19 protein-coding genes are annotated in these 23,875 nt (G+C 68.5%); 10 read left to right on the forward strand and 9 right to left on the reverse strand.

Annotated features, from left to right (window positions below; translation table 11 throughout):
• Window positions 1-83 precede the first annotated feature (83 nt).
• A complete protein-coding gene (mnmG, locus tag ABQJ54_RS16280) occupies window positions 84-1,958 on the reverse strand; it encodes a tRNA uridine-5-carboxymethylaminomethyl(34) synthesis enzyme MnmG (protein ID WP_367855377.1) in 1,875 nt (624 codons plus the stop codon).
• Between the two features lie 615 nt (window positions 1,959-2,573).
• Between mnmG and ABQJ54_RS16285 the strand changes: the two genes are divergently transcribed.
• Complete coding sequence (locus ABQJ54_RS16285) at window positions 2,574-2,759, forward strand: hypothetical protein (RefSeq protein ID WP_367855378.1); 186 nt, start codon at window positions 2,574-2,576, stop codon at window positions 2,757-2,759.
• Between the two features lie 78 nt (window positions 2,760-2,837).
• Here ABQJ54_RS16285 and pepN read toward each other — a convergent pair whose 3' ends face one another.
• Complete coding sequence (gene pepN / locus ABQJ54_RS16290; protein WP_367855379.1) at window positions 2,838-5,483, reverse strand: aminopeptidase N; 2,646 nt, start codon at window positions 5,481-5,483, stop codon at window positions 2,838-2,840.
• A gap of 76 nt (window positions 5,484-5,559) precedes the next feature.
• Between pepN and ABQJ54_RS16295 the strand changes: the two genes are divergently transcribed.
• Complete coding sequence (locus tag ABQJ54_RS16295) at window positions 5,560-6,558, forward strand: aldose 1-epimerase (protein WP_367855380.1); 999 nt, start codon at window positions 5,560-5,562, stop codon at window positions 6,556-6,558.
• The gene (locus ABQJ54_RS16300; RefSeq protein WP_367855381.1) at window positions 6,555-7,502 is read left to right on the forward strand and encodes a pyridoxal-phosphate dependent enzyme; all 948 of its coding nucleotides are present in this window, start codon (window positions 6,555-6,557) and stop codon (window positions 7,500-7,502) included. The genes ABQJ54_RS16295 and ABQJ54_RS16300 overlap by 4 nt, the downstream gene beginning before the upstream one ends.
• 7 nt (window positions 7,503-7,509) lie before the next feature.
• Here ABQJ54_RS16300 and ABQJ54_RS16305 read toward each other — a convergent pair whose 3' ends face one another.
• Together ABQJ54_RS16305 and ABQJ54_RS16310 are read right to left on the reverse strand one after the other, a co-directional pair.
• The gene (locus ABQJ54_RS16305; RefSeq protein WP_367855382.1) at window positions 7,510-8,634 is read right to left on the reverse strand and encodes a sterol desaturase family protein; all 1,125 of its coding nucleotides are present in this window, start codon (window positions 8,632-8,634) and stop codon (window positions 7,510-7,512) included.
• An 85-nt stretch (window positions 8,635-8,719) separates the two neighbouring features.
• Window positions 8,720-9,604 (reverse strand): DMT family transporter, encoded by an 885-nt coding sequence (locus ABQJ54_RS16310; RefSeq protein WP_367855383.1) that lies wholly within the window; start codon window positions 9,602-9,604, stop codon window positions 8,720-8,722.
• Window positions 9,605-9,728: 124 nt separating this feature from the next.
• On the opposite strand from ABQJ54_RS16310, the gene ABQJ54_RS16315 reads away from it, so the two are divergent.
• Window positions 9,729-10,298 carry a DNA-3-methyladenine glycosylase I gene (locus ABQJ54_RS16315; RefSeq protein ID WP_367855384.1) on the forward strand — a complete coding sequence of 190 codons (570 nt, stop codon included), beginning with the start codon at window positions 9,729-9,731 and terminating at the stop codon, window positions 10,296-10,298.
• 25 nt (window positions 10,299-10,323) lie between these two features.
• Here the strand turns inward: ABQJ54_RS16315 and ABQJ54_RS16320 are convergent, their stop codons facing one another.
• Entirely contained in the window at window positions 10,324-10,827 is a 504-nt protein-coding gene (locus ABQJ54_RS16320; RefSeq protein ID WP_367855385.1) for a nuclear transport factor 2 family protein, read from the reverse strand.
• Window positions 10,828-11,352: 525 nt separating this feature from the next.
• Between ABQJ54_RS16320 and ABQJ54_RS16325 the strand changes: the two genes are divergently transcribed.
• The 6 genes from ABQJ54_RS16325 to ABQJ54_RS16350 all read left to right on the forward strand — a co-directional run bounded on the left by ABQJ54_RS16325 (window position 11,353) and on the right by ABQJ54_RS16350 (window position 19,338).
• Window positions 11,353-11,805: a Cif family virulence factor gene (locus ABQJ54_RS16325; protein ID WP_367855386.1), complete on the forward strand. Its 453-nt coding sequence runs from the start codon at window positions 11,353-11,355 to the stop codon at window positions 11,803-11,805.
• A gap of 54 nt (window positions 11,806-11,859) precedes the next feature.
• Window positions 11,860-12,954, forward strand: a complete 1,095-nt coding sequence (locus tag ABQJ54_RS16330; protein ID WP_367855387.1) for a sensor histidine kinase — start codon at window positions 11,860-11,862, stop codon at window positions 12,952-12,954.
• Entirely contained in the window at window positions 12,951-13,700 is a 750-nt protein-coding gene (locus ABQJ54_RS16335) for a LytR/AlgR family response regulator transcription factor (RefSeq protein WP_367855388.1), read from the forward strand. The genes ABQJ54_RS16330 and ABQJ54_RS16335 overlap by 4 nt, the downstream gene beginning before the upstream one ends.
• A 105-nt stretch (window positions 13,701-13,805) precedes the next feature.
• Entirely contained in the window at window positions 13,806-15,230 is a 1,425-nt protein-coding gene (locus ABQJ54_RS16340) for a sugar porter family MFS transporter (protein ID WP_367855389.1), read from the forward strand.
• Between the two features lie 76 nt (window positions 15,231-15,306).
• Window positions 15,307-16,332, forward strand: a complete 1,026-nt coding sequence (locus ABQJ54_RS16345; protein ID WP_367855390.1) for a LacI family DNA-binding transcriptional regulator — start codon at window positions 15,307-15,309, stop codon at window positions 16,330-16,332.
• Between the two features lie 114 nt (window positions 16,333-16,446).
• Window positions 16,447-19,338 (forward strand): EAL domain-containing protein, encoded by a 2,892-nt coding sequence (locus tag ABQJ54_RS16350; protein ID WP_367855391.1) that lies wholly within the window; start codon window positions 16,447-16,449, stop codon window positions 19,336-19,338.
• 25 nt (window positions 19,339-19,363) lie between these two features.
• Here the strand turns inward: ABQJ54_RS16350 and ABQJ54_RS16355 are convergent, their stop codons facing one another.
• From ABQJ54_RS16355 to ABQJ54_RS16370, 4 genes are all read right to left on the reverse strand, one after another.
• Complete coding sequence (locus ABQJ54_RS16355) at window positions 19,364-19,684, reverse strand: type II toxin-antitoxin system RelE/ParE family toxin (RefSeq protein ID WP_367855392.1); 321 nt, start codon at window positions 19,682-19,684, stop codon at window positions 19,364-19,366.
• Entirely contained in the window at window positions 19,672-19,929 is a 258-nt protein-coding gene (locus ABQJ54_RS16360; protein ID WP_367855393.1) for a type II toxin-antitoxin system prevent-host-death family antitoxin, read from the reverse strand. Before ABQJ54_RS16360 ends, ABQJ54_RS16355 begins: the two co-directional genes overlap by 13 nt.
• A 69-nt stretch (window positions 19,930-19,998) precedes the next feature.
• Entirely contained in the window at window positions 19,999-21,468 is a 1,470-nt protein-coding gene (locus ABQJ54_RS16365) for an MFS transporter (RefSeq protein ID WP_367855394.1), read from the reverse strand.
• 241 nt (window positions 21,469-21,709) lie between these two features.
• Window positions 21,710-23,875, reverse strand: a complete 2,166-nt coding sequence (locus ABQJ54_RS16370; protein ID WP_367855672.1) for an alpha-L-rhamnosidase-related protein — start codon at window positions 23,873-23,875, stop codon at window positions 21,710-21,712.

Raw genomic sequence — 23,875 nt, forward strand, 5'->3', positions numbered from 1 at the left:
TGCCCACTCCTCGCGCTGGTGAATGCGGGCATCATGCCACGGGCGCGGCCGGTGGAGAGTGCCGGACGGCACGGGCCGCTCGCTCAGGCGGCGTGGCGCTTCAAGTGCACCAGCAGCAGCGAGATCGCGGCCGGGGTGATGCCGCTGATGCGGGCGGCCTGGCCGATGGTGGCCGGCTGCGTGCGCTTGAGTTTCAGGAGCACTTCGGCGGAAAGGCCGCGCACCTTGTCGTAATCGAAGCCGACTGGGATCGCGGTCTGCTCGTGGCGCCGCTGACGGGCGATTTCCTCGTGCTGGCGTTCCAGGTAGCCCGCATACTTGGTCTGTACCTCGACCTGGGCGGCCACGTCCCCACGCCCCACGGCGGGGCCGAGTCCGGCGACCGCGGTGAGCTTCACGTAGTCCAGCTCCGGGCGGCGCAACAGGTCCAGCGCATTCGTCTCCCGGCTCAGCGTAATGCCGAGCTGGCGTTCGATGGCTGCGCCCAGCGTGTTGTTCGGCGCGGCCCACAGCATGGCGAGGCGCTGCGTCTCGCGCTCCACGGCCTCGCGCTTGGCGCACAGCGCGTCGTGGCGCGCCTGCGGCACCACGCCCAGTTCGAAGCCCTTCCCGGTAAGGCGCAGGTCGGCGTTGTCCTCACGCAGATGCAGCCGGTATTCGGCGCGCGAGGTGAACATGCGGTAGGGCTCGATCGTGCCGTTGCTGGTGAGGTCGTCGATCAGCACGCCGATGTAGGCCTCGTCGCGGCGCGGATACCACGGCGCCTTGCCCTGGGCGCCGAGCGCAGCGTTGAGGCCCGCGACCAGTCCCTGCGCGCCGGCCTCCTCGTAGCCGGTGGTGCCGTTGATCTGGCCGGCGAAATACAGGCCCGGGATCATCCTGGTCTCCAGCCACGGGTTGAGACCGCGCGGATCGAAGTAATCGTATTCGATCGCGTAGCCGGGGCGGGTGATGTGTGCCTGCTCGAAGCCCTTGATCGAATGCACCAGCGCCAGCTGCACGTCGAACGGCAGCGAGGTGGAGATGCCGTTGGGGTAGATCTCGAAGGTGTCCAGGCCTTCCGGCTCGATGAAGATCTGGTGCGAGGTTTTCTCGGCGAAGCGCACCACCTTGTCCTCGATGGACGGGCAGTAGCGCGGACCCACACCCTCGATCTGGCCGGTGTAGAGCGGCGAGCGGTCCAGTGCGCCGCGGATCAGTTCGTGGGTGCGCCCGGTGGTGTGGGTGATCCAGCAGCTGACCTGGCGCGGATGCTCGTCGCGCGAGCCGAGGTAGGAAAACACCGGTGCCGGGTCGTCGCCGCGTTGTTCTTCCAGCCCCGAGAAGTCGATGCTGCGCCGGTCGATGCGCGGTGGGGTGCCGGTCTTGAGCCGGTCCGCCGCCAGCGGCAGCTCGCGCAGCCGTGCCGCCAGCGCACTGGCCGGCGGATCGCCCGCACGGCCACCCGCGTACTGCGCCGGGCCGACATGGATCTTGCCGGCGAGGAAGGTGCCCGCCGTGAGCACTATGGACCAGGCGCGGAAGGAAACGCCCATTTGCGTCACCACGCCGACGGCACGGCCGCCTTCCAGGATCAGGTCGTCCACCGCCTGCTGGAACAGGTCGAGGTTCGGCTGGCTTTCCACGATGTGACGTATCGCGGCACGGTACAGCGCGCGGTCGGCCTGGCAACGGGTGGCGCGCACCGCGGGGCCCTTGGAGGCATTGAGCGTGCGCCACTGGATGCCGGCCAGGTCCGCCGCATGCGCCATGGCGCCACCCAGCGCATCGATCTCCTTCACCAGGTGGCCCTTGCCGATGCCGCCGATGGCCGGGTTGCAGCTCATCGCACCCACCGTCTCGATGCTGTGGGTGAGCAGCAGGGTGCGCGCCCCGGCACGCGCGGATGCCAGCGCAGCCTCGGTGCCGGCATGGCCGCCGCCGATCACGATCACGTCATAGCGGGTAGGGTGGAGCATCGTTCCGAACGGGCCGAAAAGTGAGGTGGCTATGGTACTGCGCGAATCCGGGCATGGTACTTGGCATGCAAACTGCATTACCCACGTCGCACTTTCATGGGCAGCGGCTGTGCGGGAACGCGCGCCGGGATCGGGAGGACAGGGGCCTGATCACGTGCCGTGAAAGGAAGCAGGACGGCGCCCCTCGGGGCGCCGTCGTTTTTTGAGCAGTACGGCCATGTATGGCCGCCCGTTTGATTCCCGCGATCACGGATGATCGCTAAAGATTGGCCGCCGAAAACACGAGACCCCGCACGGATGCGGGGTCTCGTCGTTCAGATCTGGCGCCCGGCGGTCTCAGGAACAGGGGGAATCCAGGATGACCGTATTGCCGGGCGCCAGAAACAGTGAAACTTGGGGTGCTTGGCCGTCTTTGCCGCCAGACCGTGGGTCGATATTCACCGCATACACGTGAACAAGCGGTGACTGAAATGGAACTTTCTGCCGATGCATGGCAGCTGCTGACGCCCCGCGTCAGTCCCGGTCTCCAGCCCGAACACACAGTGTGATGGAAATCACACTTTGGCACGACCAATGCATCGCCTCTGGCGGCAGAGAAAACCGAGAGGTGAGGTCATGGGCATCAACATCGATTTCGAGAAGTTCTTTCCGCATCACGACCTGCTGATCGAGATCGGCCGGATCGAGATGGCGATGGAAACCCTGCAGGAGCGCGCCGAGAACGAGCGTGCGATGCTGCAGCCGCGGCTGGAGTCGCGCATGGTGCGGCTGCGCACCGCGTTGAAGAGCCTGCCGGTATGAGGCGGTGTCGCGGGGACGTGTGACGCGTGGCCTTGCCGGGGCGGGTGCAGCGGCGGCGTGAAGCCGCCGCTTTTCGTTTCAGCTCTTGAGCATGTTGCCCACGATCTCGGCGAGATTGCGCGAGAGTTTGTCGTGGGCGGCCAGCGCGACGAGCGCGGCATGGGCCGCCTCGCGGCGTTGCGGTTCCAGCCGCTGCCAGCCGTTGAACGCGGTGGCCAGCCGGGCGGCGATCTGCGGGTTCAGGGTATCCAGTGCCAGCAGGCGCTCGATATACAGCCGGTAACCCGCCCCGTCCACACGATGGAAGCCGGTGGGATTGCCGCTGGCGAACGCGCTTAGCAGGGCACGGGCGCGGTTCGGATTCTTCAGGGTGAAGGCGGGGTCGGCCTCCAGTGCCTGCACGCGTGCCAGCGCGCCCTCGCCCGGCAACTGCGCCTGCAGTGTGAACCACTTGTCCAGCGCCAGCGGGTCGTTCGCGTAGCGGGCACGGAAGTGTGCCAGCGGTTCCGCGCTGCGTGCCGCGTCGTGGCGCGCGAGCACCGCGAGCGCACCGAGGCGGTCGGTCATGCCGTGTGCGTCGCGGTATTGCACGGCGGCGTGGTCGCAGGCTCCGGTCGGATCGAGCAGCGCCAGCAACTGCAACACGCGCTGCTTCAGGCGGCGATGGGCCTGGCTGGCCGCGTCGAGCGCTGCCGTGGACTGCGCGGCCAGCGCGCGGTAGCGCGTCTCCAGCTTGTCGGGGCCAATACGCGTGGCCAGGCGTTGTTGCAACTGCTGGCGCAGTGCGTGGATGCGTGCAGGGTCGACCACGGACTCGCGCTCGGCCAGCTCGATCTCGCCAGGCGGGGAAAGCAGGTCGGCGAGCAGGGCGGCATCGAGATTCGCGTCGTCGAACAGGGCGGCCAGTGCATCACACCAGGCCGCGACAGCCTGCGAACCCATGCCGTCGCGTAGCGCATCATGCGCGCGCAGCGCCAGTTGCTGACCGGCTTCCCAGCGGTTGAAGCCGTCGGGATCATGGGTCAGCAGCAGGGCGAGTTCGGCTGGTGTGTAATCGCATTCCAGGATCACCGGCGCGGAGAAGCCGCGCAGCAGCGAAGGTATCGGACGCTCGGCCAGGTCACGGAACACGAAGTGCTGCTCGGCTTCGGTGAGCACCGTCACGGCTTCGGTGCCGGCCGTCTGGTCGTCCATGTGCAGGGGCAGCATGCGGCCGTCGCTGCCGAACAGCGCGAGCTTCACCGGGATCGGCAGTGGCTGCCTGTGTGGCTGGTCGTGACCGGGCGTGGTGTGTTGCGACAAGGTGAGCACATATTCGCGCCGCGCGGCATCGTAGGTGCCGTGCGCCTTGAGCCGAGGCGTGCCGGCCTGGCCGTACCAGGCCAGGTAGGGCGTGAGGTCGACGCCGTTGGCCTCGCCCAGCGCGGCGAGGAAGTCCTCGATGGTGGCGGCGCGCCCGTCGTTGCGCGCGAAGTACAGGTCGGTGCCGCGGCGGAAGCCTGCCGCGCCCAGCTTGCCGGCCAGCATGCGCACCAGTTCGGCACCCTTCTCGTACACGGTGGCGGTGTAGAAGTTGTTGATCTCGCGGTATTCGGCGGGGCGCACCGGATGCGCCAGCGGGCCGGCATCCTCGGGAAACTGCGCGCGGCGCAGCAACGAGACATCCTCGATGCGCTTCAGCGGCGCCGAATTCATGTCGGCCGAGAAGCTCTGCTCGCGGAACACGGTGAAGCCTTCCTTGAGGCTCAGCTGGAACCAGTCGCGGCAGGTGACGCGGTTGCCGCTCCAGTTGTGGAAATACTCGTGCGCGATCACCGCCTCCACGCGGCGGTACTCGTCGTCGGTGCTGGAATCGGGGTCGGCCAGCAGGCACTTCGCGTTGAAGATGTTGAGGCCCTTGTTCTCCATCGCACCCATGTTGAAGTCATGGGTGGCGACGACGTGGAACACGTCGAGGTCGTAATTGCGGCCGTAGGCCTGCTCGTCCCAGCGCATCGAGCGCTCCAGCGCATCCATGGCGTAGTGGCAGCGTTCGATGGCGTCGGCCTCGGCCCAGATCTTCAGCTGCACGTCGCGGCCATCGGCGGTGCGGTAGTCGCGCTCGATCTTCTCCAGGCGGCCCGCGACCAGGGCGAACAGATAACTGGGCCTGGGATGCGGATCGACGAAACGTGCCCAGTGGCGGCCGCCGTCGAGTTCGCCGGCGCCGTCCGGATTGCCGCCGGCCAGCAGCACCGGGAAATGCGCGCGGTCGGCGCGCAGGGTCACGGTATAGGTGGACTGCACATCGGGGCGGTCCGGGAACCAGGTGATGTGGCGGAAACCCTGTGCCTCGCACTGGGTGAGCAGGAAGCCGGCTTCGCGCGACCCGGAAAGGTACAGGCCTTCCAGCGCGGTGTTCGCGGCAGGATGCACGCGCACCCGCGTCTCCAGCACGCTGCCGTCGCGGGCACCGTCCACTTCGAGGCCGCCGTCGATCTGGCGATACGCCGTGGCAGGCAGCGGCTGGCCGTCCAGTGCGATGGACAGCAGCTCCAGTTGTTCGCCGTCGAGGCGCAGCGGCTCGTTCTGCGCGGGATCGCGGCGCAGCAGCAGTTTCGCGGCTACCTCGGTGGTGTCGGTGCCCAGTTCGAAGTCCAGCTCCACGTGTTCCACCCGCCAGGCCGGTGCCCGGTAGTTGGTGAGGCGGATCGGCAGGTTGGCAGCTTCGGGACGTGCGTTCATGCGGGCAAACATCGGGTACGGGGATGGATCAGGCTAACATGCGGGGTCTCTTTCCCGCCTTCGACTGGAGCCTGCGATGACCCGTTTCCGCGCCGCCGAGGCCATGCTGGGCACGCAGCCCGTGGTGGAACTGGAGGATGTCGCGGGTGGCCGCCGCGTGCGCATCGCGCGCGGCGGCGCGGCGCTGCTGAACTTCGAGGCGAACGAGGGCGGAACGTGGCACGACTACGCCGACGGCTACCGCAGCGACGCCGAGATCGCCGCGCACTCCGGCTCGCGCTTTGCGATCATGGTGCCGTTCGCCGGCCGCATCGCCGATGCGCGCTACACGTACGACGGCCAGGCGCAGGACCTGCAGCCCGGCGTGGCTGGTGATGCGCGCGCCAGCCGCCATGGTTTCGTGCGCGGCACCACGTTCGATCTGGCTGCGATCAGCGCGGGCGAACAACAGGCGCGGGTGACCCTGGCCACCACGGCGATCCGTCCGCAGCCCGGCTACCCGCACGCGATCGATCTCGCGGTGACATTCACGCTGGATGCCGCCGGTCTCGCACTGGAGGCAGTGATGCGCAACGTGGGCGACGGCGTGGCGCCGTGCTTCTTCGGCTGGCACCCCTATTTCCGGCTGGCCGACGCCACCGTGGACGGCTGGGAGCTGGCGATTCCCGCCGAGACGCTGGTCCGCACCGGTGCCGACCTGATCGCCCTGTCGGGCGAGGCGGCCTACGTGGCGCTGGACGACGCACCCGCGCTGGATTTCCGCGAGCCGCGCGTGATCGGCGACCGCATCATCGACCAGGGTTACACCGACCTGCAGGCCGACGGGGATGGCCGCATCCGCACGCACCTGCGCGACCCGGCCAGCGGCCGTGCGCTGGTGGTATGGCAGGAGCACGGCCTGATGCACGCCTTCACCTCCGACACGATCAGCCGCGACGTGCGCCGCGCGATCGCGCTGGAGCCGATGGAGTGCATGGCGAATGCGTTCAACCGGCCCGAATGCGCGGATGCGATCCGGCTGGAGCCGGGCGCGGAGCGGCGCTACCGCTGCGGCGTGGAGATCGTCACGCCATGAGCGCACTGCCCGACATCGACGCCATCCGCGATGCCGCTGCCCGCATCGCGCCACACGCCATGGTGACCCCGGTGCTGCGCAGCGCGGCACTGGATGCATTGGCCGGCGCCGAGCTGCATTTCAAGTGCGAGAACCTGCAGCGCGGCGGCGCGTTCAAGTTCCGCGGTGCCTGCAATGCGGTGTGGTCGCTGACGGATGAAGAAGCTGCGCGTGGCGTGGTCACGCATTCCTCCGGCAACCACGGCAATGCGCTGGCGCTGGCTGCTGCGACTCGCGGCATCAAGGCCCATGTGGTGGTACCCGAAGGTGCGGTGCAGGCCAAGCTCGACGCCATCGCCCGGGCGGGCGGCACGCTGCACCGCTGCGCACCCAGCCAGGCGGCACGCGAGGCGATGTGCGCCGACGTGCAGGCCGGGACCGGTGCCGCGCTGGTGCATCCCTATGCCGATGCGCGGGTGATGGCGGGACAGGGCACGATCGTGCTGGAGCTGCTGCGGCAGGCGCCGCAACTCGATGCGCTGACCACGCCTGTCGGCGGCGGCGGCCTGGCCGCGGGCGTAGCCATCGCCGCGCATGCGCTCAAGCCGGAGCTGGCGCTGTTCGGCGCCGAGCCGGCCGGCGCCGACGATGCGGCGCGTTCGCTGGAGGCGGGCCGGCGCGTCACCGGCGTGGTGCCGGATACGGTTTGCGATGGCCTGCGCGCACTGGTGGGCGAGCCCAACCTCGATGCGTTGCGCGCGCATCACGTGGAAGTGGTCACGGTGAGCGACGCCGAAGCCGTGACCGCGATGCGCCTGCTGTGGAGCGAGCTGAAGCAGGTGGTGGAAGTGTCCAGCGCCACCGTGCTGGCGGCGATTCTCAAGCGGCCGCGGTGCTTCGCCGGCAAGCGCGTGGGCGTGGTGCTCACCGGCGGCAACGTCGATCTCGACGCGCTGCCGTGGTGAGCGTGCCTCAGGCCGTCGCGGATTCCTCGACGGCTGCGTCGTCCATCGCCGCGCTGGTCGCAGGCGCGGCGGGGGCGCCTGGCAGGTGGTGTGCCAGCGCATGCAGGTCGAGCTGATCGACCGGAACCGGGCGCAGGCTCACCGGATCGAACGCCACTTCGCCAGGCCGCCACCCATCCAGGCGGCGCACCGTGCACAGGAAGCGTTTCGTCGAGGCCCAGTGCAAGCCAAGCAGGCCGTAATTGTTGTCCGCGTCCACCACGGGGTCGCCCACGCCGGTCGGGCGCGGCGGCTCGCCGTACAGCGCCGTACCGAAGATCACGTCCCAGATCGAGAACACCTGGCCGAAGTTGCAATTGTGCAGTCCGGGGCGTTCGGGATCGACCAGCATGTGGTGCAGGCGGTGGAACTTCGGATCCACCAGCAGGCGCTCGAACAGGCGTCCGAACCCGAGCCGCGTATTGGTGTGCGACAGGTTCTGCACCAGCTCGCCCAGCAGCATCAGCCACGCGAACTCATCGGGATCCACGCCCATCGCCAGACCCACCACGGCGAGGATCATCGACTGGATGAAACCATCGATCAGGTTGCCGCGGTCGTTCGTCCAGCAGCTCATCTGCCGCGTGCTGTGGTGCATGCTGTGCAGCGCCCACCACCACGGCAACGCGTGCTGGGTGCGGTGCATCCAGTAGTACACGAAGTCGTACACCACGTAGTACGTGGCGAACAGCAGGTAGGGATGGCCGTTGAACCACGGCACCAGGGTGGTCAGCGCCAGCGGCGAGCCGGTGCTGGTGGTGTCCGCGCCACCGCCACCGAGCAGGTTGCTGAACGGCATCAGGATCAGATAGGTGAACAGCGGGAAGATGCCCACCAGCATCATCACCGTGTAGTTGCGGTCCACCAGGGTGAGCTTGCGGTCGGCCCATTTCTCGGCAGGGAGGAAGGTTTCCAGCGGCCGGAAGATGAAGCCGATGATGCTGATCTGCAGCGCCGCGATCAGCAGCGAGGCGGCGATGTCGCGCGGGTCGCCGGACAGCTTGCCCAGATGCAACAGATCGAGCGCCGGCGTCACCGCATGGTTGCTCAGCCAGTCGACAAGATGGGACCACAGGTGGGGTAGGGAAAGCATCGGCGTATCGGCGGGGGACGACATGTGGATGATATCGCCGTCGACGCATTGTTGCGCTGAATGCGGTCGCGCGAACTTGCGCCGCTCAGCGCCGCCGCAGGCGGATGCCGCTCACCGCGCACAGGCCCAGCAGCACGAAACCGATGCCTGCCCACTCCATCGTGCGCGGCTGCTCGCCGAGGATCAGCCATGCCAGCAGCACGCCCACGATGGGCACGCCCAGGCTGCTGACGCTGGCGACCGTGGTGGGCAGCCGGCGCAACACGATCGACCACAGCCACCATGCCAGGCTGGAGGCCATCAGCACGCTGTAGGCCAATCCCGTCACGAAGGCGCCGCTCCACTCGATGCTCCGTTGCGGCACTGCCAGCGCCACGATGCCCAGCGCCACGCCACCGGCCAGCATCTGCCATGCGGTGAGTCCCAGTGCGGACACAGTGTGTTGCCGGAACAGCCGCTTGCTCAGCACCGTGCCGCCGGCCCAGGCCACGCCACCCGCGATGGCCAGCACGGTGCTCGTCGCGTTGCCCAGCCCGCGCCACGGCTCGATGATGCAGACGAGGCCCAGCGCGGCCAGCGCCAGCCCCAGCCAGTGCCGGCCCGCGGGCCGTTCACGCAGGATCAGCCAGGCCAGCAGCACCGCCCAGAACGGCATCGTGTAGGCCAGCAGCGCCACATGGCCCGCGCCGCCGCTCACCAGTGCCCACTGTTCCAGCCCCTGGAACGCCGCGGTCTGGCACAGGCCGATCAGGATGGTGGGCAGCGGCGGCGGCGGCTTCAGCGATTGCCGCGCCAGCAGCATCGCCGCGAACAGCACGGCCGCGCCCAGCAGGTAGCGCATCGCCGCGAAATCGAACGGCCCCGCATAGGCCAGCACCTGCTTCATCACCACCCAGCTGTAGGCCCACAGAACTATCGTGGCGAGCAGCGCCAGCACGGCACCGCGTTGGGAGTTGGACGATGCGGTCATCGATGGCGAGCAAGTGGAAAGGCGCGAGTGTAGTCGCTCCGCTCCTCCATCCGCTTGCAGCGGGAGGCCGGGAGGGGGTTCACTACCGCCCTTCGCGCGCACCGCGCCGTATCGGGATCTCCACATGCACCGTTGCCACTGGGCCAGCGCCGACGATGCGCTGATGTGCGCCTACCACGACGCCGAATGGGGCGTGCCGCTGCACGACGACCATGCACTGTTCGAGTTCCTGTGCCTGGAAGGCGCGCAGGCGGGCCTGTCCTGGCGCACCGTGCTGGCCAAGCGCGACAACTACCGCAAGGCCTTCCACGGTTTCGACATCGCCCGCGTGGCGGCGATGAAGGATCGCGAGCTGGAGAAACTACTGCTCGACCCCGGCATCATCCGCAACCGCCTCAAGGTGACCGCGGCGCGCGACAACGCCATTGCCACGCAAAAAGTCATCGTCGAATGCGGCAGCCTGGATGCGTACCTGTGGTCCTTCGTGGACGGCAAGCCGCTGCGCAATCGCTGGAAGGACCGCAGCGAGGTGCCCGCGAGCACGCCGCTGTCCGACCGCATGAGCAAGGAGCTGAAGAAGCGCGGCTTCCGCTTCGTCGGCACCACCATCTGCTACTCGCTGATGCAGGCCACCGGCATGATCAACGATCATTTGGTGGGATGTTTCCGGCACAAGCCGTGCGGCGGGAAGTGATCGCCAACCTTTTTTTGCGAGCTGCCTACTTCTTCTCTGGGAAATTCATCGAATACACGATGCCCGAAATCTTCCAACCCTGGTCAGTCCGGGTGAGTAGCCACGATTCGCTGCCGATATTCTGCGGTTCGCCGTTGCTCTCAAACACGAAGTCGAAATAAACCGACGCCACCGCGCCATCGCTGTGGATGCGTACGTTGGAAAATATTTCCCGGGAAGCCGCGGCATCCCCGACGATCGAGTCCACGAACTTGCCGCTGGTTGAGGGGACGACTTTCGCCGCATCGGCTTTCTTCAGACGAATCCTGGCGATGGTCTTGTCGCTGGCCACGCCCATGACGGGAACGGAGTCGTTCAGGAAAAGCGCGAGTAGCGAATCTCTGTCTTTTTTTGCCAGTGCGGCCTGGAACTCCACCGTTACTTGCTTGACGTCATCCACGCTTGATGGGTCGGTGGCAGGCTGCTCTGCGGCAAAACTCAAGGACGAAGTCAGCGTGAGTGCTAGCAGTACAACGATATTCCTGATCAAGGCGTTCTCCTTCTCGCGAGGCGTTTTTCCTCGCCGCTTGTAGTGCCCGATGATGCTCCTGGTCCAACTATCCACCGGCGCCGAGCGAAGTCGAGGTGATGGATGCCGGCAACAAACATGATATCGACGCGGTGGACTTCAGTGTGACCTGTCCGTCGCGTAGATGACACGGTTCGTCGCATCACGCTGGATATTGCCGCGTCGGCAACGATCTGATCCTTCCCGTATCCAACTGCCCGGGAAGGTTGAGGCGGCTGGCGCCAGGGTGCCGTCAATGGAGCTATCCGGCACTTCGCACATCGCGCCGCAACGACAAAGGCTGCAATCCTGCGTTTCGCCTTCCACCTTCTGCGGCGTAGCCGGTTGGCACTCGTCTCGTCGCCGGCAAGGCACGGTCTGGCGCAGTGCGTTGGCAATCCCGCCATGCGTGTGGCTTCAATGTGGCCTCGATTCCATTGAAGGGCAACGCGCATGAAAAAGATCGCGATGACATTCGGTTTGCTGGCATGTCTGGCGTGCGCAGGGGTGACGACTGCGGCTAAGGCCTCCAATGCCGATGATGCGACGGCGCAGATCGAGCAGGTGGTCGAGCACTTCCAAGCCGCCATCATCGCGCATGACAAGGCGTCGTTGGAGGCGTTGTTTGTCCCTGACGGCGGCTCCTGGTTCGAGGTGCTGGGCGACGATGCGTATCGCCAGCTCAGCGCGAAGCATCCGCAGATGCCGCGCTTCCATGCCGACAACTACCGGCATTTCATCGACTTCGTGGTCGGCAGCAAGGGCCGCATGGAGGAGCGGTTCTCCAACGTGCGCATTGCGACCGACGGCGCGATCGCCTCGGTGTACTTCGACTTCGTGTTCCTCGCCGACGGCAAGGTCAACAACCGCGGCCACGAGGCTTGGCAGCTGGTGAACACCGGCACTGGCTGGAAGATCAGCGCGATGGCGTATTCCAGCGAGCCCACGCAGCTGCGCTAGAGTGAAGTGGTGGCAGGCGATTTGCCCGCCGTCGCTGCCGGAAACCCCTTGCACATGAGCCTTGCCGTACCCGCCGTCCGCCGCGGCGCCGATGTCCCGTTCTGGTTGCCGCTGCTGGCGGGCTTGCCGCTGGTGCTGTGCATGGCGGTGATGGCGCTGCCCGAACTGGGGCGTGGCCGCGCGGTGGATTTCCGCGTGCTGTACGCGCTCACTTACCTTGTGTGGATCGTGCCGATGGCGGCCGCGCAGCGCGGGCTGCGGCGGCGCGGCGTGTCGTGGTGGCTGGCGATCCCCGCGTTGCTGGCGCTGAGCTATGCCATGTCGTTGGCGAACAACGCGCTGGGTGAGCTGCTGGCGATCCGGCTCGGCGCACTGCCGCGCTTCGAGTGGAAGTTCCTGTTCCAGCAGCTGGACAGTTGCTGGCTGGCGTTGATCGCGTTCGCCGCCGTGCATGCCGTGGTGGACCACTACGCGGCGCTGCAGGCCGAACGCGAACGCGTGCGCGAGATCGCCGCGCAGGCGCGCGACGCCGAGCTGCGCGCGCTGCGCTACCAGCTGCAGCCGCATTTCCTGTTCAACACGCTCAACGCGATTTCCACCCTGGTGGCCGAGCAGCGCAACCCGGAAGCGAACCGCATGCTGGCCCGGCTCGGCGACCTGCTGCGCGCCACGCTGGACAGCGGCGAGGCGCACGAGGTGACGCTGGCCGAGGAACTGGCGCTGGCCGGGCATTACCTCGACATCGAGCAGGTGCGCCTGGGCGAACGCTTGCAGCTGGACCTGCGCATCGGCCCCGAGGTGCTGCAGGCGGCGGTGCCGCCCTTGCTGTTGCAACCGCTGCTGGAGAACGCGATCCGCCACGGCATCGCGCCGCGCATCACGCCCGGCCGCGTGGCGCTGGCGGTCGCGCGCGACGGCGACATGCTGCGGCTGTCGCTGCGCAACGACGGCGTGCCAGTGGCGGCTGGCGCGACCGGTGACGAGGCACGTCCGGCCGCCATCGGCCTGCGCAACGTGCGTGAGCGGTTGGCGAGGTTGTATGGCGAGGCGCAACGTTTCGAGTTCGCACTCGCCGACGATGGCGGTTGCGCCATCGACATCGCGCTGCCCTGCCGCGCCATCGTGGCGCCCGTGCCGCAGCCGGCATGACGCTGCGCGTGCTGGTGGTGGACGACGAGCCACTGGCACGCGGCGGCGTGCGTGCGCGGCTGGCGACACAGCCGGACGTGAGCGTGATCGGTGAATGCGCCGACGGCGAGGCGGCGCTGGCAGCGATGCGCACGCAGCGCCCCGACCTGGTGTTCATCGACGTGCAGATGCCGGGAATCAACGGCCTGGATGCGCTGGAACGGCTGTCGCCGTCGGAACGGCCGCTGGCGATCCTGCTCACCGCGCATGTGCAATTCGCGTTGCGTGCCTTCGCCGTGCACGCGCTCGACTACCTGCTCAAGCCCGTCGACGAGGACCGCTTCGCCGATGCACTCGATCGTGCGCGGCAGGTGCTGGCGCTGCGCCGGCTCGACCCGGCCGCATCCCGCGCGGCACCGGTGTATGCCAGCCGTTTCGAGGTGCGCCTGGGCCAGCGCGTGCGGCTGGTGGATGCGGCGCAGATCGACTGGATCGAGGCGCAGGGCGACTACGCCGGCCTGCACGCGGGCGGCTGCCTGCACCTGCTGCGCGAGCCGCTGCACCGCCTCGCCGCGCGGCTGGACCCGGCGCAGTTCGCGCGCATCCATCGTTCGGCCATCGTGCGGCTGGACCGGGTGGCCGAGCTGCAGGCGCTGTCCAACCGCGACAGCCTGCTGCGCCTGCACGACGGCACGCCGCTGCGCGCCAGCCGCACCTACGTGGATGCGCTGCGCGCTGCGCTGCTGGCGGTCGGCACCGCTGCCTGAGCGGCCATCCCGCGGCGGCGGCTTGCATACGTATTCAAGGGGACGGCGCGGCAGTCGCACAGCAAGAATCGTAGCCTTGCAGGCGACGGTCTTGGGGAGAACGCGATGAGCGCAGTGGGCGGCGTGGAAGGCACGAGCGCGCAGCGCGCGACGGCACGGGTGGTGCTGATCGCGGCGGCGGCGGCGCTGGGCGGTTTCCTGTTCGGCATGGACACGGCGGTGATCAACGGTGCCGTGGATGCGGTGCGCGCGGGCTTCGGGCTCGATGCGGGGCAGATCGGCTTCGCGGTGTCCTGCGCACTCCTGGGTTCGGCGGTGGGCGCGTGGTACGCGGGCCCGCTGGCGGACCGCTACGGTCGCGTGCGTGCCATGCAGGTGGCGGCGCTGCTGCTGGCGGTGAGCGCGCTGGGCTCGGGCCTGGTGCACGGCGTGCGCGACCTGGTGCTGTGGCGGCTGGTCGGTGGCACCGGGGTGGGCATGGCTTCGGTGATCGCGCCCGCCTACATCGCCGAGGTGTCGCCCGCGGCGATCCGCGGCCGGCTGGGTTCGATGCAGCAGCTGGCGATCGTGCTGGGCATCTTCGCCGCCCTGCTCAGCGACGCCTGGCTGGCCGGCACGGCAGGCGGCGCAGAGAAAACCTTGTGGCTGGGACTCGAAGCCTGGCGCTGGATGTTCCTCGCCGCCGTGGTGCCCGCGCTGGTCTACGGCACGCTGGTGCTGGGCGTGCCGGAGTCGCCGCGCTACCTGGTGGCGCGCGGCCGGCTGGACGAGGCGAAGGCGGTGCTGCGCCAGGTGCTGGGCGTGGACGACGATCTGGCGCTGGAGGCCAAGCTCGCCGACATCGGGCACAGCCTGCGCATCGAACACCGCCCGCGCCTGCGCGACCTGCGCGGCAAGTGCGCCGGCCTGCTGCCGGTGGTGTGGATCGGCATCGCGCTGTCGGTGTTCCAGCAGTTCGTGGGCATCAACGTGATCTTCTACTACTCGTCGACCCTCTGGCATTCGGTGGGCTTCAGCGAGGCCGATGCCTTCAGCATCACCGTGGTCACCTCGGTGGTGAACGTGCTGGTGACCCTGGTGGCGATCGCGCTGGTGGATCGCATCGGCCGCAAGCCGCTGCTGGCGGTCGGTTCGGCGGGCATGGCGGTCACCCTGGCGCTGATGGCGTGGTGCTTCTCGCAGGCCAGCGGCAGCGGCGCGGCACTGGTGCTGCCGCACGGCGTGGGCATGCTGGCGCTGGTGGCGGCGAACGCCTACGTGGTGTGCTTCGGCGTGAGCTGGGGGCCGGTGGTGTGGGTGCTGCTGGGCGAGATGTTCCCCAACGGCATCCGCGCGATCGCACTGGCGGTGGCCGCGGCGGCGCAGTGGCTGGCCAACTTCGCGATCACCAGCAGCTTCCCTGCGCTGGCCGAGCTGGGCCTGCCGTTCGCCTACGGCCTGTATGCGGCCTTCGCGCTGCTGTCGTTCCTGTTCGTGCTGGGTGCGGTGCGCGAGACGCGGGGCATGGAGCTGGAGGAGATGCGCGCGTAAGGTCTTGCACTTCGCGACACGGTACGATGCGGAGATGGGCGACGCGTCGCCGCCCGTGCCACGCATCGGGTCGCGGATGAAGGGAAAGGCCACATCGTTCGATATCGCCCACCTTGCCGGGGTCTCGCAGTCCACGGTGTCGCGGGCGTTGCGCGGCAGTCCGCTGGTCAGCGAGGAGACCCGGCGGCGCATCCAGTCGGCCGCCGACACGCTTAACTACAAGGTGGACAAGAACGCCTCCAACCTGCGCCGCCAGCACACCGGCACGCTGGCGCTGCTGCTGTTCGAGGACCCCACCGCGGACGACTCGCACATCAATCCGTTCTTCCTGTCCATGCTGGGCTCGATCACCCGCGCCAGTGCGCAGCAGGGCTACGACCTGCTGATCTCGTTCCAGCAGTTCTCGCGCGACTGGCACGCCGACTTCGCCGGCTGCCAGAAGGCCGACGGCCTGATCCTGCTCGGCTACGGCGACTACCAGTCGCACCGCGACAAGCTGGAGAAGCTGGTCGCGCAGGGCACCCGCTTCGTGCGCTGGGGCGCGGTGCTGCCCGGCCAGCCCGGCGTATCGATCGGCTGCGACAACTACGCGGGCGGCCGGTTCGCCACCGCACACCTGATCGCCCAGGGCTGCCGGCGCATCGCCTTCCTGGGCGACGCCACGCCGCACTACCCGGAGTTCCATGAGCGCTATCGCGGCTACGCGGCGGCGCTGCGCGAGGCCGGCTTGGCGGTGGACGAGGCGCTGCAGGCCGATGCCGAGACCACTGAACGTGCCGGCTACGAGGCGGCCGAACTGCTGCTGGAGCGCGGCGTATCGTTCGACGCCGTGTTCGCGGCCAGCGACCTGATCGCCATCGGCGCCTTGCGCGCCCTGGCCGAGCGTGGCCTCGCGGTGCCCGGCGACGTGGCGCTGGCCGGCTTCGACGACATCCCGATGGCCAGCTTCGTCAATCCGGCGCTCACCACGGTGCGCCAGGACACCGGCAAGGCCGGCGAGGTGCTGGTCGAGCAGTTGCTGCGGCTGATCCGCGGCGAGGGCGCCGAGAGCGCGATGCTGCCGGCGGAACTGAAGGTGCGGCGTTCGAGCCTGCGCCTGTAGCGCGGCCACGCACAAGATCTTGCATCTGGTCTCCGTTTTTCGCATTGCGGGACATCCGCGGCTGGCATAACCTGCCCACGCCGTCCACGCTATCGCGACAGGATCGCGTATCCCATGGGGCGTAGCCCGTTCGAGTCGGAGTCCCTGCATGTCTTCGAACGCATCACCGATGCGTGCGTGGCGCTGGACCGGAACTGGCGTTTCACCTACCTCAATGTGCGGGCCGGCGAACTGCTCGGCCGGTGCGTCGAGGAGCTGGTCGGCAGGCACATCTGGACGGAATTCCCGAAAGACGCGGGCTCGCCGTTCCGGCAGGCCTGCGAGCAGGCGATGGCCGAACAGCGGCCGCGGATCATCGAGGCCTGGTACCCGCCCGAGCGCTGGTTCGAGAACCGCATCTACCCGTCGGCCGACGGCCTGACGATCTATTTCCAGGACATCACCGAGCGCAAGCAGGCGGAGCAGCAGCTGCAGCAACAGCAGCGCCTGCTGGACCAGGCCCAGCAGCTGGCGCGGGTGGGCAGCTGGAGCTGGGAGGTTGCTGCCAACCGGGTCCGCTGGTCGGCCGAGCTTTACCGCATCTACGGTGTCGATCCGGCAACCCACGCGGCCACTTTCGAGGCCTACCTGGAGCGCGTGCATCCGGATGACCGGGCACGCGTGCGCGGCATCGTTGAGCATGCACTGCGGGACGGCGGCACGTTCGAGTTCGAGGAGCGCATCCTGCGGCCCGACGGCGACGAGCGCGTGCTGCACAGCCGGGGCGTGGTGGAAGCCGATGCGGATGGCCGCGCCATCCGCATGCTCGGAGCCTGCCAGGACATCACGTCGCGCCGGCGCGACGAGCGGATGGCTGCCGGGCAGCACGAGATCCTGCTCGGCATCGCCGCGCAGCAGCCGCTGGCGGAAAGCCTGCAGCGCATCGCCTGCCTGCACGAGTCACTTAACCCGGGCGCATTGTGTTCGCTGCAGCTGCTCGATGCCGATGGCCGTCACGTGCTGCACGGTGCCGCGCCCAGCCTGCCCGAGGCCTACAACCAGGGCATCGACGGGCTGGAGATCGGCGAAGCGCACGGTTCCTGCGGCACGGCGGCGTGGTGCGGCAAGCGGGTGGTGGTGGATGACATCGCCACCCATCCGTACTGGGTGAACTACCGCGAGCTGGCGCTGGCGCACGGGCTGCGGGCCTGCTGGTCGACGCCGGTGCCCGGCAGCCACGGCGACGTGCTGGGCACCTTCGCGGTGTACTACCGCGAACCGCGCGCGCCGCGGCCGGACGAGCTGGCGAACATCGACCGCATGCTGCCGATCGCCGGCATCGCGATCGAGAGCGAACGGCTGGTCGGGCGCCTGCGCGAACGCAACCGCTTCTTCGAGATGTCGCAGGAGATCTTCTGCATCCTCGACCCGCGCAGCGAGCGCCTGATCCAGTTCAATCCCTCGCTGCCGCGCCTTGCCGGCTACAGCAGCGACGAGCTGAAGTCGCGCAGCTACCGGAACTTCCTCAGGCCGGAGCGCGATGCCGCGACGCCGGATCCGATCCTCGGGCCGGCCGGCACGGAGCAGCGGGTCCACGAGTTCGTCAACCGCTGCGTGGCGAAGGACGGCAGCGAATACCTGCTGGAATGGACCGCGTTCGCCACGCCGGATGGCCTGCTCTACGCCGTGGCGCGCGACATCACCGCACGCCGCCAGGCCGAACGCGAGCTGGCCCATGCCGCCAGCCACGACGCGATCACCAGCCTGCCGCGTCGCCCGCTGCTGGAACGTGCGCTCGCGGTGATCCTGCAGAATCCCGCCACGCCCGCCTGGGTGTTGATGATTGGCCTCGACCGCTTCCAGATGGTCAACGAATCGGTGGGTCACGTGATCGGCGACGACGTGCTGCGGCGCGTGGCCGGTCGCCTGCGCACAGCGCTGGGTGCGCAGTGGCAGATCGCGCGCATCACCGGTGACAGGTTCGCGGTGGCGGCGGGTGGCCTGGGCAGGGAGGCGGTGCTGGAGCTGGCCGAGCGCCTCCGCGGCGTGGTGGCGCGGCCGATCGAAGGGCAGGATTACCGCCTGCTGCTCACCGCCAGCGTGGGCCTCAGCCATTCGCCCGAGCACGGCGACACGCCGCCGACCCTGCTGCGCGGCGCCGAGGCGGCGATGATGCAGGCGAAGCGCGACGGCCGCGACCGTGTCAGCGAGTTCAGCGTCGCGCAGAAGCAGGCACTCGAGGAACGCGTGCTGCTGGGCGGCCGCCTGCGCGACGCGCTGCGCCACGACGAGCTGGAGCTCTATTACCAGCCGCAGTACAACGCGCTCGACCATGCGTTGACCGGCTTCGAGGCGCTGTTGCGCTGGAACTGCGGCGAGTTTGGGCGGGTGCTGCCAGCTCGCTTCATCCCGGTTGCCGAGGCGCTGGGCCTGATGCCCGAGATCGGCGGCTGGGTGTTCGCGCAGGCGGCGCGGCAAATGCGCGCGTGGCTGGATCGCGGCCATCGCGGCTTCACGCTGGCGGTGAACGTCTCGGCGCAGCAGCTGCAGCATCCGCACCTGGTCGAGCAGGTGGCCGAGGCGCTGCAGCGTCATGCCGTGCCGCCCGCGATGCTGGACATCGAGATGACCGAGAGCGCGCTGATGGAGAACGTGGCGCGGATCCGCCGCACGCTGGGCGGCCTGAAATCGCTCGGCGTGCGGCTGTCGCTGGACGATTTCGGCACCGGCTATTCCAGCCTGGCCTACCTGAAGCAGTTCCCGATCGACAAGCTGAAGATCGACCAGAGCTTCGTGCGCGACCTGCCCGGCGATGCCGACGACGGCGCGATCGCGCAGACCATCATCGAGCTGGCCCACCAGCTGCGCATGCTGGCTGCGGCCGAAGGCGTGGAAACCCCGGCCCAGGCCGTCTTCCTCGCCGGCCTGGGCTGCGACGAACTGCAGGGCAACGGCCTGGGTGCGGCCATGCCGGTGGTCGATGCGGAGCGCTTCTTCGCCGCGGCGCGAGGAGCGTCCTCGGCGTGACAATCGCGTCGGAGCGGTGGGGGCTTCAGGCTTTTGCCTGTCTGGCGCGTCCGGCGAGATGCCCCGGACGAAGCAGGCGTTCCGCGCGCATGACATGCAGGATGAATACCTTGCCGTCATCGTGGCGATAGAAGATACGGCAGGGCGGTTCCACGACCTGTCGGTAGCGGGATCGCCCGAGTTCCTGCGGGCGGCTGCCACTGTCAGGGTGGTTGGCCAGCTGCCCCACATGCGCGAGGACGCGCATGACGAGTTCCGACGCAGCCTGCGGGTTTTCCAGTGCGATGTAGTCGGCGATGGCGTCCAGGTCGCCAAGCGCCGGTTCCGACCAGATTATTTCAGCCATCGGGCAAGGTGTTGCCTGGCCTTGGCGTGGGAAACCGTGCGGCCCTGGGCCACCGCTTTTTCGCCACGTGCGATGCCTTCGAGCAGTGCCATGCGCTGCTGCATGAGCTGGTAGCTCTCCACGTCCACCAGGTAGGCGCTGGGCAGGCCATGCTGGGTGATGAGGATGGGTTGCCGGTCCCGCTCGATGTCGGCGAGCAATTCGGTTGCCTGGCGCTTGAGCGTGGTGACGAGTTCAGTACGCATGACAGTGATACTAAAGTGCCATTCAGTCATGCGCAAGCGAGCTGCTGCTGCCACGGTGTCGTGGGTATTTCATGCTGTCCCGTGCGGCTCCTGCACGCGCAGCGTGCACAGCCCGGCCAGCAGCAGGCTGGCGCCGCCCAGCGCCAGCGCCCAGATCGGCTGGTCGTGGAAGAACAGCTTGAGCAGCACGCCCAGCACGCTGGCCGCCATCAGCTGCGGGATCACGATGAAGAAATTGAAGATGCCCATGTAGATGCCCATCTTCGCCGCGGGCAGGTTGTCCGACAGCATCGCGTAGGGCAGCGACAGGATCGAGGCCCAGGCGAAACCCACGCCGACCATCGAGGCGATCAGCCAGCGCGGGTCGCGGATGAACAGGAACGAGAGCAGACCCAGGCCGCCCAGCCACAGATTGATCAGGTGGCTCCAGCGCAGGCCGCAGGCGCGCACCAGCAGCGGGATCACGATCGCGGCCAGCACGCCCACGCCGTTGTAGGTGCCCATCAGCACGCCGGCCCAGTTCGCGCCTTCGTTGTAGGCGACAGAGGTGGTGTCGGCGCTGCCGTAGAAGTGGCCGGCGACGGCGGGCGTGGTGTTGATCCACATCGCGAACATCGCGAACCAGGAGAAGAACTGCACCCAGTTCAGCCGGCGCATCGCGCGCGGCATGCCGTACAGGTCGCCCATGATCTGGCGCAGCGCGCCCCGCTGGCGCGTACGCGCCAGCCACAGGAACAGCGCGCCGGCGCCGACCAGTCCGCCGGCGAGTAGATACAGTTCCGTGCGCAGCGCGTAATGCCGGATCAGTGCGAGCAGCGCGACGCCCAGCAGCAGGAACAACGCACCCGGCCGCCAGGCACGGCTTACCTCCACGGGTTCCTCCACCACATGGCTGTCGGCGAAGGCTTCCAGCTGTTCCGGCGGATATTCGCGCGTGGTGAAAATCGTCCACAGCATCGCGCCCAGCAGCACCGCCGCACCCGCATAGAAGGAGTACATCACCGAATGCGGCACCGTGCCGGCCGGCGCGGTGTTGGCCACGCCGCAGCGGGTGAGCAGCCAGGGCAGGAACGAGGCCACCACCGCGCCCACGCCGATGAACACGCTCTGCATCGCGTAGCCCAGCGGGCGCTGGCGTGGCGGCAGCTGGTCGCCCACGAAGGCGCGGAACGGCTCCATCGACACGTTGAACGAGGCGTCCATGATCCACAGCAGGCCCGCCGCGATCCACAGCGCAGGCGAGTTCGGCATCGCCAGCAGCGCCAGCGTGGCCAGCACGGCGCCGGCGAAGAAATACGGCCGGCGGCGGCCGAAGCGGTTCCAGGTGCGGTCGGAGCAGTAGCCGATCAGCGGCTGCACGATCAGTCCGGTGAACGGCGCCGCGATCCACAGCACCGGGATCTGGTCCACGTTCGCGCCCAGCGTCTGGAAGATCCGGCTGACGTTGGCGTTCTGCAGTGCAAAGCCGAACTGGATGCCGAGGAAGCCGAAGCACATGTTCCAGATCTGCCAGAACGACAGCTCGGGCTTGCGGGTCATGGGGCGGTTCCCATGCACTGGGCGGCGGTGGCGGAAGGCGTGAATGGGAGCATGTGACGTGCGTGACCTTGTCGGGTGAACTCCTCGCGCTCTCCTGCTTCCGACTTCCCTCTCCCGCTGGGGGGAGTGGGTGCCCGACGGGCGGGAGAGGGTACGGGCGGAGCGAGGCGTCGCACTCCGAACGTGCCCTCTCCCCCGGCCCCTCTCCCGCAAGCGGGAGAGGGGAGCAGGGCATGGCGTGTCATCGGGTGTCTTCCGCCGGCAGCGGTGTGATGCGCAGCGCGCCCACGTCGGCGTCATTCAGCGGTCCGCTGCTGCCGCCAGCGCCGCCGGTGTAATGCGCGTTGTGCGCGAGATAGCTCATGTTGAAACCCTGTTCCAGCGCGAAGCGGCAACGCGCACCCGCGTTGGCGTTGAACTGTGCCGTGGTGGAAAGCTGCTCGCCCGTGCTGTGCGGCATCACCACCGGCACGGTCTGCACCGGGCTGCCCTCGCAACGGATCGAAAGCTGCTTCACCGCGGCGGTGATGCCGGTGTCGATCGGGCCGTGGTCGTTGCGATAGGTGAGCGCCACCTGGTAGCTGCCGGTGGCCGGTGCGGTCCAGGCCCGCGGCCAGGTGCCTTCGACGCTGCTGACCGGACCTTCGCATTGCGGCGGACTCTGCAGCGATTCGAGATCGTCGGCGCCCGCCTGCGTGACGCTGAAGCATTGCAAGGCGTTGACGGCGGGTACCGTGAGCGTGCCATCGATCGCGCCCACGCGCTGGCCATTGAGATAGAGCGTGCCGGGCGCGCTGCTGCGCACCTGCCAGTTCGCGCCGTCGCGCGTCACCTCCGGCGCGGCCGGAGCGGTCGGGGCGAACGGCGGCACCTTGCTGCGCAGCGGCAGCTCGGGCACCTTGACCGCCTTCAGCAGCACCACGCTGTCGTTGCCGTGCTGCTCGATGCGATCGGCCACCAGCAGGTTGCCGTCCAGTTTCTGCGGACGCTGCAGGGTGATGCGGCGGCCGGGCAGCTGCAGGCTGATCGTGTCCTCGCGGCCGAACAGCATGGGCACCAGCGAGACGGGCAGCTTGGGTTCGATGCGGTCGTCGTCGGTGAGGCCGAACACGCCCTCGCTCACCATCGCGAGGTAGCCGGCCACCGACCACAGCTGGCGCGGCGAATCCACCACCGGGCCGCTGAGCTTGCCGTCGTCCACGTGGGTGGCCTCGGTGGTGAGCTCGTAGTTCTCCATGTTGGAGCCGGCCAGCGCCGCACCGCGCATCACCGAGGTGATCTCGAACGCGATATGCGCCGGATCGTCCAGCGTACGTGCGGCGCGCAGCGCATAGGTGCTCACGAACGGCCAGATCGCCCGGTTGTGGTAGACCGGCTGGTCGATGCGCTCGGGCCAGATCACCGGGCTGCCGGCGGGCCATACCGGGTAGTTCGCCAGCGCCTGCCGTGCATGCCCGGCATCGGCCACGCCGCTGGTGATCGCCAGCGCGATGCCGAGCAGGTCGTAGCTGTCGTAGGGCGCGCCGTCGCCGCCGAGGTAACTCATGTACATGCCGCGGTCGGCGCGCCAGAAGCGCGCGTTGATCGCGGCTTTCAGCGCGTCGGCCTGCGCCTGGTACTCCGCCACGCGCGCGTCGTGGCGCTCGCCGGCCATGCGCGCGGCCAGTTCCAGCGCCTGGTAGTGCAGCACGTTGGTGGACAGCGCATAGGACTGCGCGATCGGCACCACGTCGTCCGCCATCCACGCGGGGTAGCTCTGCTCGCGCCAGTCGAGGAAGGAGGTCTCGCCGCGATACAGGCCCATGCCGGCGTCGAAGGCATAGCGGCGGTCCTGCGCCAGCGTGGCGGTGAGCGCACGCCAGGTGGTGTCGGCGAAGGCGGGATCGCCCAGCAGGTGGCGTGCGCCGAGGAACCACACCACGCGGTCGGTACTCACCGGCCAGCTGCCGCCCGAGCCGGTGTCCTGCATCACGAACGGACCCTTGGGAGCGTCGGGCACGCGGCTGTCGGAGAGCTTGAAGCGCAGGCCGTTGCGCGCGCGCACGGCATCGAAACGCCAGAGGCCCAGGTCCACCGCGAAGGAGAGGTCGCGCGTCCATACGTAATGCCACTTCGCGCCGGTCTCGAAGCAGGTGCAGGGGATGGGCTGGCCATGGTCGAAGGCGTCGTCGCGGATCGAGCCGACCGAATCCTGGCGCAGGTCGTCCTGCGCCATCGCGTACAGGCCGTCGAACAGGGGGCTTGCGGTCTGCACGGCCCAGGGCGGCGCGGGGATCGCACGCTTGTCGTGTGCCGCCTGCAGCAGGAAGCCGCCACCCGGCTGCATGGTCATGCTGGCGCTCTGGCCCCGCCAGTGCAGGCTGTCGTGCCAGAGCGGGCCGTGCGCGGCGGCGGTCAATGCAATCAT

The organism is Rhodanobacter lycopersici (assembly GCF_040812335.1).
Lineage (GTDB): Bacteria > Pseudomonadota > Gammaproteobacteria > Xanthomonadales > Rhodanobacteraceae > Rhodanobacter_A > Rhodanobacter_A lycopersici.